At 28.5% G+C, this 14,941-nt stretch carries 13 protein-coding genes; all 13 read right to left on the reverse strand.

Annotation, left to right across the window (positions count from 1 at the left end; all coding sequences use genetic code 11):
• Positions 1-129: 129 nt before the first annotated feature.
• Positions 130-1,428: a glycine reductase complex selenoprotein B gene (gene grdB, locus Q0J69_RS09155; protein WP_297206540.1), complete on the reverse strand. Its 1,299-nt coding sequence runs from the start codon at positions 1,426-1,428 to the stop codon at positions 130-132.
• Between the two features lie 147 nt (positions 1,429-1,575).
• Positions 1,576-2,052 (reverse strand): glycine/sarcosine/betaine reductase complex selenoprotein A, encoded by a 477-nt coding sequence (gene grdA / locus Q0J69_RS09160; protein WP_297206544.1) that lies wholly within the window; start codon positions 2,050-2,052, stop codon positions 1,576-1,578.
• 56 nt (positions 2,053-2,108) lie between these two features.
• A complete protein-coding gene (locus Q0J69_RS09165) occupies positions 2,109-3,395 on the reverse strand; it encodes a glycine/sarcosine/betaine reductase component B subunit (RefSeq protein ID WP_297206545.1) in 1,287 nt (428 codons plus the stop codon).
• Positions 3,396-3,727: 332 nt separating this feature from the next.
• Positions 3,728-4,684, reverse strand: a complete 957-nt coding sequence (locus Q0J69_RS09170) for an FAD-dependent oxidoreductase (protein WP_297206548.1) — start codon at positions 4,682-4,684, stop codon at positions 3,728-3,730.
• 26 nt (positions 4,685-4,710) lie between these two features.
• A complete protein-coding gene (locus Q0J69_RS09175) occupies positions 4,711-5,103 on the reverse strand; it encodes a GrdX family protein (protein WP_297206551.1) in 393 nt (130 codons plus the stop codon).
• 374 nt (positions 5,104-5,477) lie between these two features.
• Positions 5,478-6,212 carry a gamma-glutamyl-gamma-aminobutyrate hydrolase family protein gene (locus Q0J69_RS09180; protein WP_297206554.1) on the reverse strand — a complete coding sequence of 245 codons (735 nt, stop codon included), beginning with the start codon at positions 6,210-6,212 and terminating at the stop codon, positions 5,478-5,480.
• A 90-nt stretch (positions 6,213-6,302) separates the two neighbouring features.
• On the reverse strand, positions 6,303-7,376 hold the full coding sequence (locus Q0J69_RS09185) for a tetratricopeptide repeat protein (protein ID WP_297206556.1): 1,074 nt from the start codon (positions 7,374-7,376) through the stop codon (positions 6,303-6,305).
• A gap of 121 nt (positions 7,377-7,497) precedes the next feature.
• Positions 7,498-8,001, reverse strand: a complete 504-nt coding sequence (locus Q0J69_RS09190; RefSeq protein ID WP_297206558.1) for a dihydrofolate reductase — start codon at positions 7,999-8,001, stop codon at positions 7,498-7,500.
• On the reverse strand, positions 7,998-8,789 hold the full coding sequence (locus tag Q0J69_RS09195) for a TdeIII family type II restriction endonuclease (protein ID WP_297206561.1): 792 nt from the start codon (positions 8,787-8,789) through the stop codon (positions 7,998-8,000). The genes Q0J69_RS09190 and Q0J69_RS09195 overlap by 4 nt, the downstream gene beginning before the upstream one ends.
• Positions 8,790-8,797: 8 nt before the next feature.
• Positions 8,798-10,372 (reverse strand): DNA methyltransferase, encoded by a 1,575-nt coding sequence (locus Q0J69_RS09200; protein ID WP_297206565.1) that lies wholly within the window; start codon positions 10,370-10,372, stop codon positions 8,798-8,800.
• 21 nt (positions 10,373-10,393) lie between these two features.
• Positions 10,394-11,194: a thymidylate synthase gene (locus tag Q0J69_RS09205; protein WP_297206568.1), complete on the reverse strand. Its 801-nt coding sequence runs from the start codon at positions 11,192-11,194 to the stop codon at positions 10,394-10,396.
• Between the two features lie 222 nt (positions 11,195-11,416).
• Positions 11,417-13,459, reverse strand: coding sequence for a GTPase ObgE (gene obgE / locus Q0J69_RS09210; protein WP_297206570.1), 2,043 nt, complete (start codon positions 13,457-13,459; stop codon positions 11,417-11,419).
• A gap of 129 nt (positions 13,460-13,588) precedes the next feature.
• Positions 13,589-14,800: an OmpA family protein gene (locus Q0J69_RS09215; RefSeq protein ID WP_366030527.1), complete on the reverse strand. Its 1,212-nt coding sequence runs from the start codon at positions 14,798-14,800 to the stop codon at positions 13,589-13,591.
• Between the last annotated feature and the right edge of the window lie 141 nt (positions 14,801-14,941).

Below are 14,941 nucleotides of genomic sequence, written 5' to 3' on the forward strand. Positions count from 1 at the left end.
ATTTCTTATTTTAATTTTTACAAAAATTAGGGGGATATACAACTATAATTAAATATTTGTACTCCCCCATTTTTACAAATACTTATATATCTTAGTATATATAAATATTTTCATTTTTCAATAAAATTATTATTTTTCAAATACAGTCTGTGAATCTACAGGAGTTGTTAAAGCTTTCAAAGCTCTTTCAACTAATTCACGTCTAAGTTTTTTCTCATCCTCTTTAGATAAATTTGGATTACCTAGTGGGTGAGGTATAGCAACTGCTGGAACTATTCTATTAGCACCAACTGTCAAAGATATAGGAACAATAGTACAAATATGAACTACAGGTATTCCAGTAGCTTCTATTGCTTTAACCATCGTTGCACCGCAACGAGTACAAGTTCCTCAGGTTGATGTCAATATAACAGCCTGAACTCCATCTTTAACTAAAGTTTGAGCAAACTCTGTAGCAAATGCTTTTGAATTTTTAACTGATGTACCATTACCAACTGTAGTATAATAGTAAGGATAAAGTTCACCTATCTTACCTTCTTTTTGTATTTCTTTCAATACATCAACAGGCAATACTCTGTTAGGGTCTTGGTTAGCATAAGTAGGGTCATAACCTCCATGTGCAGTTTCTCCCATATCATCTATAGAATATCTTCCATATTTAGAAGCTGAAGAAGATTCTATGTGGTCTGGGTTTCCTGATGGAACTATACCGCCGCTTGTTACTAATGCTATTTTAGCTTTAGTTAAGTCTTTAATAGGCTCGCCAGGAGTTACTCTGTCGAAGTCTGGCATTGGATATTCTGTAGTAAATGCCTCACCTTTAAGTTTGCTAACAAGCATATCAACAGCTCTTTCAGCACCAACTTTATCTCTAAATAAAGGAACACGTACGCCTCTAGGTATATAACCTTCAGCATCTGGAGTACCTATTTCTTCTTTTTTAAGAAGTTTAGAAGCTAATTTAGCTATATGAGGCAAAGCGTCTCTCATACCAGCAGCAGAATCTTTAGTAGAAATGATATAAACATCTTTCTTAAACATATCTGCACCTGGGTTTTCAATGTACATACCAGTAACAGCAGGGATTTTTAATTCATCTTGAACCATTTTAGCAACAGTACCGCAAGCTGTACCATAACGTCCAGCATTAAAAGCAGGACCTGCTATAACTAAATCAGGACTTAGGCTTTTAATCATGTCTAAAACTTCTTTTTTAGCTTTATCCAAATTTTCATTGAAATAAGAGTCACCGCATATAACTGTGCCTACTACTTCAGCATCAAGACCTAATTTTTTTAACTCACCTTGAAGTCCTGCACCTGGACCTACAACTCCATCTCTTTTCTCTGGAGCTATGTCAGCTTTTTCCTCTCCGCCGATATTAGCGAAGAACTGATTTATATAATGAACTATTTTATATTGTGGCATTTAAGCCTCCTAATTTTTTAATTTAGGCAACCCCCTAATTGAGGCTGCCGGATATTTTTTAAAACCAAACTGGTTTTTACTACAATGGATTTTTATTTTTTATAGAGAATTTATTTTTATTAAAATTTAAGTTTTATATAGTTTCTATTATTTATATTGGCAGTTTTCATCACGCATTTTTTTAATTTCTGCGATGATTTCATCTACATTTAATGTCATTTCTGCCATACCAACCTGTTCATCATAAACAGCAGGATCAACTGCTTCTTTGAATTCAGGTTCTACAGCATGGTAAGCAGCTAAGCCTAATGCAACTCCAGCTAAAGCACCAGCATAAGTAGGGTCTCCTATCATTACTGTTTCAGCTGCTAATCCAGTAGCTTCTGCTTCTGCTGCACCTAATAATATTACTATATTTTCTCCTCCAAATTTTTCTGTAAATTCTTTAATTCTCTTTTGATTCTCTAAATCCATCGCTCCTGCGGCTGTTCAAACAAAACACTCCGTAGCAGCAAACAAAACTTCTGCGTCTTTCACTGTTTCAACGCATGCTTTGATAGCTTCTCCAGGAATGCCGTCTCTATCGCCAATGATAATAACTTTTTTACCATTTAAAATGCTCATGGCTTTCCTCCTAAAATTTTGTTTATATTTTAAAAACTCAGTATCACAATACTAGATTATAGTCCTGTAGCACTAAATTTGTTAAAACCTAATTCGTTTGTAGCACCAGTAATAACTTGTATCTCTGCTTCTATAGAGCCGTCTGGTTTTAATGATCCGTCAAATCCGCCAGCTATTTTATCTGTAAAGTCTAACATACCTATTACTTTATCCATTTTTGGTAAATTAATAATAACGTTAGCATTACCGCCTGATACAACAGCATTAGCAGATACATCAGCATCAGCCAATGATTGTGAAGATCCATCTCTTCCTGCATATTCATCTGTTACAAGACAAGTTTTTATACCAAGTGCTTCAATTTTCTTACAATTCATTATCAAGTCTGTATCTGGGTTACCAAATCCTTCTTCTGATACTATTACACCATCTAAGCCAAAATATTTAGCTAATTTAGATGACCAATCTGATGAACGCATCTTATCAGCTAAGAATACGTTTTCATTTGTAATAATAACACCCATAAAGTTATAATCTTTACCATGTCTTTCATATAAAGCTTTAATTATAGGGTTATTTAAATGGTGGTAAGTTGTGTTTTTATCGCAAGCTGATACACAGTTACCGCTTACTATAGCTCCATCCATAACTTCTGTTGGATAAACAAATGTTGGAACTATTTTTTTAGCATCAACACCATAAACATAAGTATCATGTAATAAACCTTGTGTTTGAAGCATATATACATAACCTACTTTTGGCAAATTAGGATACATTGCTGCTTGTTCAAATATAGGTTTAGTTTCATAACTGAAAGTTTTATCTGGTGTTAAATCTTTAGCTAATTTACCTAAGTAAGTAGCTACTCTTAAACCAGCACCTCTTACTGCTGCTTCATAATCATGTTTTTCTATAGGCTCTACAGGCTCTATAACAAGACATAGATTATTAAGTTTTGAGAATGGTGTATAATCAGCACCAGGTCCTGTCATATCAATGATACCTTCTTGGAATCCAACTATTTTACCGCAAGTAATAACAGCTGCACCTTTTAAAACATGTGTCTTACCTTCTCCAACTGTATCAACTTTAGCAATCATTCCAGGAAATACTCCGCCTCTGCCTTCAACCTTTACTCTTGGTTCGATTACATCTTTTACAGGTGTAATACGTACTGATTCACCAGGATGAGCTACATCAACTTTTACACTCTTTAACTTATCGTCTTCAAGTACAATTTTTGTAACCTCTTCCTCGTTTACATAAAGTACTCCATTCTCGACTCTTGAAATTTTGTCAAGCTTTATATCTTTAATATAAATCTCGCCTACTTCTAACTTCATATAGTCTCCTTTTTTTAAAGTTTTTTTTATAAATAATATATTAATTATAAACCAACAAAAAAGAGCAACAAGTATATCATAAAATATACCTATTACTCTTATAACTCGTAAATAACAAATAAGAAACAAAAGATTTAACGTTTAAAAAATTCCCAGCTTGTAAATTATGCAATTCTAATTTACTAAAAATATTCTTAATAAAAATATTATTATTAATTGCACCGCAATATATAGCTTTTACTCAAACATTAAATCTAATCATTTTCTTCCTCTTAATATTTATTTTAAATATAACATTCTTTTGAAATAAAACAACAATTTTTTATTTCTAATTAAGAAAATTTTTCCTCAATATATTTATTAGCAGAAATCGCAGCTATAGCACCATCAGCTGTAGCAGTAATAACCTGTTTCAACATTTTTGGTCTTAAATCTCCGCAAGCAAATACACCTTCAACATTTGTTTTCATCTCTTCATCTGTAAGAATATATCCATCCTGCATAGCTACTTTACCTTCAAACAATTTTGTCAAAGGAACATAACCAACAAAAATAAATACACCAAATGTTCCGTCATTTTCATCTGCTTTATATTCATATTGTTCACCTGTTTCATTATTCAAGAATATAGCAGATTCAACTATACCATCACCTTTAACCTCTAAAAGCTCTGTTCTAAATTTTATTTCAACTTTTGGATTAGCTTTTGCCTTCTCTTCTATAGAGTTAGCACAGCGTACATAATCTTTTCTAACTATCAATGTTACTTTTCTAGCAAATTTAGACAAATACATTGCTTCTTCAACAGCTGTATCTCCTCCGCCAACACAGAATACTTCCAAACCTTCAAAGAAGTTAGCATCACATGTAGCACAGTATGAAACACCTTTACCAGTATATTCAACTTCACCTTTACATCCCAATTTTCTAGGCTGAGCACCTGTTGCTATTATAACAACTTTAGATTCATAAGTAGTACCATCCGAAGTTTTTACCTCTTTTGTTTTACCATCTAATTTAACATCTACAACTTCTTTATGTTCTATTTCAGCTCCAAATGTTTTTGCCTGCTCTATCATTTTATTGATAAGATTTTTAGGATGTCTTCCCTCTTCTGATTCCTCAAAAAATCCAGGATAGTTAGCTATTTCATCAGTTATACTAATCTGACCTCCGAAACTTCCTTTTTCAAAAAGAACTGTTTTTAATCTAGCTCTAGCAGAATATATAGTAGCAGCTAAACCAGAAGGACCGCCGCCTATTATAATACAATCATATAAATTACCCATAATATCTCCCCTTCTATTATTCGTTTTTATAAAATACCATCTATAGCTCCAACTACAAGTTTATAATCTATTAACTTAAAGTCTTCATCTATAGCTTCTGTTAATTTCCTTCTAGGCTTATCTAAAAAATTTCTAGTCAAAGCAATAGAGCCTTCTATCAACTCTAATGATTCTATATCAACATTACCCTCATCATTATTAGCTAAAACTATACTCTTATAAGGAGTTTCATAAGGCTTTATGCTACTTACTATTGGATGAGTCAAAAGTTTATAGCATGAATGTATATAATCCCTAGCCTTACAAAGTATATCCATAAAATCTGAATCTGGAAAGTACATTACTTCTACATTTTTACTATGCACCTCTTCAGCTATTTTTGGATTATTAGTTATCAATATAGTCTTTTTACTAATCATATTACATATATATGTTATATTATTTTCAATATTTGTCAAGTTATTATTACGATAATATTTCATTTTATTAAAAAAATATTTGTATAAAACAAACTATTACTACTTATAATATTACGCTATAAAGTTATTTAATATTAAAAAACATATTTATTATGTATAAAACTAATTATATTATACGATATATATAATTTATATAACTAAAAATATAACAAAATCATGTATATACTATTTAATTTAAAAAATATTATTAAAATTACAACTTATAATACATATACATTATTAAAAAAAATTAATTTTTTAAATAATTATAAATAAATAATTTTATACATTTTTATCATTTTACTATTAAAATAATTAAAATTAATTTTAAAAAATTATAAACTATTTAATGAAACGTATATCAATCTTTTAAAAATATTCAAAGCAAAATTATGATGTGCATGCATCATTTCAGGATGAAACTGCACACCAAGAACAAAACTGCCGTTTTCCATATATTCTATACTTTCAATTATATCGTCCTCAGAATATCCAGTAGCTTTTAAATTGCTTCCCAAATCTTTTATAGCCAAATGATGATATGAATTAACTCTAACCTTTTCACCTACTATATCTCTTATTACACTTCCTTCTTCGGTTATAAAACTATGCGTAGCTTCATAAGGTTTAGCACTTTGATTATGCTTTATATAGCAATTTTCTATAAGTGACAAATCCTGATATAAACTTCCGCCAAAATATACATTTAAAATTTGAAGTCCTCGGCATATTCCAAGTATAGGCTTTTTCATTTCCAAAGCATACTTTATCAGTTTTAATTCATATTCATCTCTTCTAGGAAATATTCTGCCTAATTTATGATGCAGCTCTTCATTCCAGTATATAGGATCAATATCATAACCGCCTGATAATATTATTCCATTTACATGAGAAAGCTGTATTCGTATATCTTCTTCATCATCTACAATAGGCATTATATAAGGAACGCCTCCTGATCTTGTTACAGAAAATACATAATCATCATTTACATAGGCCCTCTCATAACCAGCAAATTCATCATTACTTTGAATACTCAATAAACTTCCGCTTATTCCTATTATAGGTTTCATATAAAACTCCAATATTCTTGATATAAAACCTATTATTATATATTAAAAAATTAATTAATATAATAGTATTTTATAATTTTTAATTGAATATCAATTTCTTATAAAAATTGATTTAATTTTAGATATAACTTTTAAAATATAAGCTTTTTTATTATTGCTGACTTTATCAAAATAATAAAAAGCATCTCTATAGCATGATAATTTATAATGAGCAAGCCCTATGGCAAAATTAATATCATCATTCGAGCTTCCCAATTCTATGGATTTATTATAATCTTCTATCGCCTCTTTATAATGTTTTAATTTAAGCTTTGCTTCACCTCTTTTATAATAAGAAAATGAATATTCAGGTTCTAATTCTATACTCTTATTAAAGTCTTCAACAGCATCATTATAAAATTTTAATTTTAGCTTTGATAATCCTCTATTGTAATATGCCTTTGGATAATTTGAATATAATTCTATAGCTTTATCAAAATATTTTACAGCCTCTTCATGCATACCTAAATCCTGTTTAATTATACCTATATTATTATAAGCATAAACATAATTGCTATCCATTCTTATAACTTTATTGAAATACTCTAGAGCCTCTTGATAATTTTTTAAATTGTATTTAGATAATCCAATATTATAATATGCTTTAAAATAATTTCTATCCAATTCTATAGCTTTATTGAAATATTCTATAGCCTCTTCATACATTCCCAAATCATTTTTAACTAATCCAATATTATTATATGTATGTGCATTCGGAGATATTTCTATTGTTCTGTTATAATATTTAATAGCCTCATCATAATTACCTAAATTATAATTGGATAATCCTATATTATTATAAGCTTGAATACAATTAACATCTATTTCTAAAGCCTTATTATAATATTTTATAGCTTCTTCATAATTGCATAAATTGTGCTTAACTAAACCTATATTATTATAGGCATGTACATAGTTAGGGTCTATATTTATAACCATTTCAAAATCCTTAATGGCTTCTTCATACATTCCTATGCTATTTTTGGCTAATCCCCTATTATTGTAAAGCTCTACAACATCTCCATAATAAAAAATTAATTTATCAAAATATTCTATGGATTTATTATAATCTTGTTTATTAAAAGCTTCATCAGCCAATTTTAATAAATACTCAAGATTATTCATAAATAAGCTCCAAAAATAAATGACAAATCAATATACATATCCTGAGATTATGATATATTTATGAATATGTAAAAAATACTTATTCATTGTAAAATTATATAGCAGTTCATATATTTTTCAACTATTTTATCCTGTTATATTCTATAATGTTTACATCTATATCATTATATGTAAAATTTTCTAATTTATTTGAATTAAAGATATCTTTATCAATATTTGGAAAAAATCTATCGCAGTTATAATCTTTATTTATATGAGTTAGATATATTTTATCAGCATAGCATAAAGATTTTCTATAAATTGATTCTCCTCCTATTATAAATATTTGATTATGTTTTTCTAATAATAGTTTACAAATAGTATCTTCAAATGATTTTTCATAAAATAGATTATCATACTGATTTGAAATATCATCATTAGTATTAGATGATATAACAATATTTTTTCTTTTAGGCAGAGGCTTACACCCTAAAGACTCAAATGTTATACGCCCCATAACAACTGGATATCCTGTGGTTGTACTCCTAAAAAAATGCATATCTTCCTTAATGTGTCCCCAAGGCATAACACCATTTAACCCTATTCCATTCTTTGAATCAACTGCCGCAATTAATGAGATTATCATTTATTATCCTTATGCAAAAAATTATAAAAATATTCATCTATCTCTTTCCTCATATCAAGTCCTACTTCCTCAAAACATAATAAAATATCATTATATACATTATCACCGCCTATAAAATTCCAAAGATCTTCAGCTACCTTTAATTCCTTTTCTAAATCAAGCATTCCTGCAATAGTCCATCTTTCATAAGGTTTTGGTTCATAAGGATTATATGGTATTCCTATCATAGTATGAACATTATTATCACTATTATAATACAAACTAACTGCAGCCCATTCTAATAAAGTTCTTTTAAAATCTTTAAATTCACCTTTATTAGGTTTTGCTGTTTTTAAATCTATTAAATATATATTATTATTATAATCTTCAATATAAATATCTATCTTTGTCGGCTTTATTTTTTTGGCTTCACCTATTTTGCATACTTTTTTTATTAATTTTATTTCTTCATCCTTATTCGGACTTTTATTAGCAGATCTCAAATCATCCATTATATTTTGTATTACTATTTGTGCTTCTGATGTTATTATATCTTTTGCTGCAACCTGTTTATCAATAATCTTAAATCTATCTTTTCCTAATTCAACAGCTAAAGGCTCGAATATAGAAGTACCAAAATTGGTATTTAATGACTGTATAAAAGAATATAAAGCCATTCTATCTTTACCAAGAAGACGAGTATGAAAAGGCATTGAAGTTGTTTCTGGCTTGTAATCCCTAAATTTATTTCTTAAAACTGTGTACAATTTTTCTTTTATAGAATCTTTTTGTTTTTTAGTTAATGGCATAATAACTCCTATAATTCTTTTAGGTGAAATATTATTTCTGAATATGCTGACTTATCTTTTTCAACTCTATTTAATACAGGTCTTTTAAAAGTATTAACTATTTTCATATTAGATTTATATGCTATTTCAGGATACAAATTATATTTATCATTAGCAACAATAAATACATCATAATTATCCATCATATATTTTTTAGAATTTATTAAAACTTTCGATATGTCATTTATGTATTCATTTTTGGCATTTAAACTCTGACCTTTAGATAATGCCCCTATTTCAAAATTATCATTCCTTCCAAAACCAAATAAATCATAAGCATAAGCATGCTGTTCATGATAATCTATTAAGCCTATATATGGAGGACTTGTGAATATGCCATTTATTCTTTTATTGTTTAAAAAATTATAAAATTTATTATTGATACTTTTTACTTCATTGAAAATATCTATATCCCTAGAATCTCCTGTTATGCATAATTGATAAGTATTAGTTCTTAATTTATTGAATTCATACAAACGCTTTATAGTATCAACTGAATATTTTCTCCACCATTTAATTATTGAAAATAAAGGCTTACATATTTTATAATGTTTACGGCAATAATATGTTGTTGTTACAGGCTTTAATAAAGTACCTAAATCAGAATGAGTAGTTGCTCTGCAAGAACGCATTGTCCTGCTTAAAATTACTTGTAAAATATTTCTTATTTTTATATCATCTATATATTTTATCAAATTATTCATATATTCTAATTCATCAATTATACTTGGTATAAACCATTTATATATGAATGAATCATTATCCATGTTATTATATAATTTTATATGATATTTTTCTATCAAATTATTATAAGTTATTAAAAATTCACTCTCTTTTTCTTTTCCATATATCTTAGAATCTATTTCTTTATTTCTAACTTTCTTTTTATAATCTAATGAATTAAAATATATATTATTAAATTCAGATAATTTATCATTAAGCTCATTTTCAAACTCTATATTATTTTTTATATAATCCTCTAACTTATCTGTAAATATATTTATAATATTTTCAAGATTTATTAAATCAACTTCATTTATTTTGCAATTTGAAATCAAAGTATTAAATTCAGAAATATCTATTCCTATAGCATTAATTCCCAATTCATTAGCTTGAACAAGTGTTGTACCGCTTCCGCAAAAAGGGTCTAATATTATATCATTTTCTCTAAAATATATGTCTTTTTTAAATTCGTCCGTATGATTATCAATAAAATATTCTACAAGCTGCGGAATAAACTTTCCTTTATAAGGATGAAGCCTATGAACATGTTTTGTGGTATCAGATTCTCTCAAATTATCAAAAGAAAGTTTCCAATTTAAATCATTTCCAAGTTTATTTTTCCAATCAATTTCTCTTTTATTTTTATCATAATATTTTTTTAAATCTGACTGCGATATATAAGTAATTCCATTATTTATTATCTTATCTATTAAAGCATACTGAATTAAGTAACTAATATTGGATATGGTTACTAATTTATTGGTATATTCTGAAGCCCAAACGGCTGCATCATTTATAGTTATTAAATCAGATTTATTCATAATATATAAAACCCAGTAATATTATACAGCTACCTCCGCTTTTATAGTAGGATGGTATTTATATCCTTCCAATTTAAAATCTTCATAAACATGGCTGAATATATTAGGGCGCTGCTGTATAAATAATTCTGTTGTCTGTTCATAAGGCTCTCTTGAAAGCTGAGTATTTACTTGCTCTATATGATTATTATAAATATGGGCATCTCCGAATGTCATAATAAGTTCTGAAGCATGAAGTCCGCTATGCATAGCCAAAAGCCTTGTAAGTATGGCATAAGAACTTATATTAAAAGGAACTCCCAAAAATAAATCGGCAGAACGCTGATATAAATGCGTAATTATACCGCCTTTATTGTTCACGGAAAACTGGCACATCATGTGGCATGGAGGTAAATGCATCTTATCAATCTCTCCTACATTCCAAGCATTTAAAATATTTCTCCTGCTTGTAGGGTTGTTTCTTAAAGTATTCACTACATTGGATATTTGATCTATTTTATTTCCCTCTTTAGTTTCCCAAGCTCTCCACTGCTTGCCGTATACAGGTCCAAGTTCTCCCATATCATCCGCCCATTCATCCCATATATGCACATTATTTTCAAGTAAGAATTTTATATTAGTTGAGCCTTGCAAAAACCATAATAATTCTATAATAACGCCTTTCATAAAAACTCTTTTAGTTGTTATAATTGGTATTTTATTTCCATCAAATTTAAATCTTAATTGCGGTCCGAATATTCTTCTTGTTCCAACTCCAGTTCTATCTAAACTCTCTTCTCCTTCTTCTAATACTTTTTTTAATAATTCCAAATAGTTTTTCATAAATTTCATACCTCAATAATGATTAATTTAATAAAGAAATATTATATATGCTTAAAATATTTTTATCAATAGAAACATACAATATATATCAACTAAAAAATATGATTTATTGCAAACTAACTACGAATATGAATTAATTATACTTTATGGTATTTTAATTAAATAAATTTATATAAGCTTCATTTTAAAATTTATAAAACTAATTTTTATATATAGATTATACTAAATATTAACAGCATAAGAAACTACTCCATTAACAATTTCTTCTCTAACCTTTCCAGACTCCGTTAATTTTTTTAATAATTCATTTACACTCTTTTCATCTTCATTAAAACTTATCGCTATCATGTGAACAGTATCAGGCTGTCTTATTAAAAAATTTACTATATCTTCTTCTGTAATTTTTTTAGTATTTCCTTTAGCATTGTCAGAAACGCTAGGAACATCTATTTCAATGCCGCATTTAGAATTAAAATATCTTTTTATTTTTTCTAACTCTTCATCATTCAATGCCTTAGCCTTTTCATCAGCAGTTCTTCTAGTAGCTGTAACAAGCTGAACCTTATCTGGTTTTATTTTATTTACTATTTTTATTATATCATCAAGCTCCTCTTCGCTGTCATTAATACCTTTAAGCAAAAATACCTCAAGCCAGTATTCACCTTTAAACACTCTTCTAAACTCTATAAGTCCATTAACCATTTTATCAAAATCAATATCCTTATTAGGCTGATCTATTATCTTAAAAGTATCAATATTTCCAGCATCAAGAGAAGGTATAACCAAATCAGCCATAAGCAAATTGGAACGCATTTCCTGTTTATAAAGTAAAGAACCATTTGTTATAATGCATACTGGAATATCAGTTATCTGCTTTATTTCATAAATAAGTTTTTTTAAATCTTTATATAAAGTAGGCTCACCGGAACCAGCGAATGTTATATAATCAATATTTTTATTATTAAGCAAAGACTCTTTTAATTCATAAATTATCTCATCAACAGAATAATAATTTCCAAGTTCAGTTTTAGTATTCTCTTCAGAACCTAGCTGACAATATATGCAATTATAACTGCATGTTTTATGAGGTATAACATCTATTCCTAAAGAGTTGCCTAGTCTTTTTGATATAACAGGTCCAAATACCCTTTTTGTTTTAAGTTTTGATTTATTTTTATTCTGATTAAGAAGCAAAGGCTCTCTCGTTTGTTTCACTGTATTATCATATCTCTCCTCATTTGCTTTATAAAATGAACTTATAACATTTTCAAGCATTTCCCCTTCCAAACTAAATACAGATAAGGCAAATATTTCAGGCTCTTCATAATGGGTTTCTTTATTATTTTTGTATTCTTTTTTTACTGCTTTTTTTATTTCTTTTAACTTTTCTTTTATCTCATCTTCTTCAAGCATATCTGTTTTATTTAGTACTATAATAGACTTTTTCTTTATTAATTCCTTACTGTAAAGCTTTAATTCATTTCTAAGTTTTTTATAAGTATCGACAATATCTTCATCAGTCAAATCTATAACAAAACATAAAGCCCCAGTTCTTTCAATATGCCTTAAAAAAGTAAGACCAAGTCCAGCACCTTCGCTTGCACCTTCAATAATACCAGGAATATCAGCAATAACAAAACTTCTTTCATAATCCAAATAGCATACACCCAAATTTGGAGTGAGCGTAGTAAAAGGATATGATGCAATTTTCGGATTGGCACGAGTAAGTCTAGCAAGCAGACTAGATTTTCCAGCATTAGGCATGCCCACAAGCCCAATATCAGCTATTAATTTAACTTCAAGTCTTATATTTAATTTATCTCCATCCAAACCATGCTGTGCATAATCAGGTGCCTGATTTGTGGCAGTAGCATAAAACTTATTTCCTTTTCCTCCTTTTCCTCCCCTAGCAACAGTATAGCTTTGTCCGTCTTCAAGCAAATCAGCTAATATATTTTCCGTATCCTCATTATAAATAACAGTACCAATAGGAACTCTTATAACAACATCATCACCCTTTTTACCATCACTAAGTCTGGCTCTGCCAGGTTCTCCATCTCTTGCCCTAAACCTCTTTCTGCTTTTTATCTTTCCGAAACTATTTATTCTAGCATCAACAGTAACAATAACATCTCCTCCGTCCCCTCCATTGCCTCCGTCAGGTCCTCCCATAGGTACATGTGCCTCACGTCTGAAACTGACACTGCCTGCTCCTCCATGTCCTGCTTCTATTTCAAAACTTACTACATCTATAAATTGATCCATTTTATTATTACCTTAAAAATTATAATTCTTTTAAACAATTATTATATTATAAAACAGCATTTTATCAATGTTTTTTGATTTAGAAAATTACATATAAAAGAATATATTTAAATGATATAAAAAACATTTTTATCTTAATTTGATTATAATATCAACTCTTCTATTTTTTCTTCTGCCTTCAGGAGTATCATTAGAAGCTATAGGCTCATCATCAGCAAGCCCTTTATAAGATAATTTATCATGATCAAGATTAGGAAGCATATAATCTGCAACTGTTTTAGCCCTCTTTTCAGAAAGTTCCTGATTATACTCTTTTCTTCCTGTATTATCGGTATGACCTTCAACAATTATCTCTCTGTCTGGATAAGTTTCTTTAATAGCTTTGATAATATTATCTATTGTGTTTTTAGCATCAGGCTTCAAATTATATGAATCAGTATCAAAAAGTATTTCTCCGAGTCTTAAAACCAAACCTTCAGGTACAGTATCTATTGTAACATTATCATCATTATTAAGATTATCTTCTAATTTTTTTCTGTTATAATCTTCTTCTTCTTTTGTTATAGTATCATAAATTTTATAAGTACTTACAATATTCATTTTATACTGCAAACTTGCATAAGATAATTCTTTTCCATATCCGAATAATATTTGATATCTTTCCTGCTGAGATACAGGAATATTTTTTTCCATATCCCAAAGAAAAGTACCATAATTAAATCCATATATTCTCTCTGGATAGCCCCTTCTTGATAATCCAGCCTGATATAAATCCTTATCCGTCATAATATGATATTGTATAACAGCATTTCTGCTTCCATCAGAATTGGTTTCTATATTGGCAAATAGATAATCAGATGATAAAGCCATAGTAAGATTAGGAGCATTATTTACTTTTATAATTTCAATAGATTCTCTGTTCCAAGATTCCGTAAGCTTCACCTCATTATCAGGAAATGTAGGAACATGTCTTACATTAGGCATAAAATAATGAGAGGGAACTTCAAATTTTCCATTGGTATGTATTATAAAGTCGCTTGTATACTCTTCATCAAGATGAAAAACTTTATCGCCTTTCATCATTCTAAAAATCTTGAATACACCGCTTACCCTATATCCCCCTTTCGGAGCAATTGCAATAACTGTCAAATCTATAATATTTCTTTCTTTATATGTGCTTTTTAATATACCATTCTCATAATACTCAACATCGGCAGTTTTTACAGATTCTATTCTTTTGCCTTTCTCCAAATTCCAATAAAATTTATGGCTGATCTCAGAATATGAAATACTAAAAAATAATATCTCTAATATGAAAATAAAAATATAAACTCTTTTCATAATATTAAAACTTTATCTTCTTTCTTTACTGGATTCTTTTTTTAATTCTTTTAATCTTCTTTTTTCTTCTTTAATTCTCTGTTTCTCTGCCCTGCGTTCTAATTTTAATTTAGCTTTATCTACAACATTGCTCTTAGCTTT

The organism is uncultured Brachyspira sp., from assembly GCF_944388875.1.
Lineage (GTDB): Bacteria > Spirochaetota > Brachyspiria > Brachyspirales > Brachyspiraceae > Brachyspira.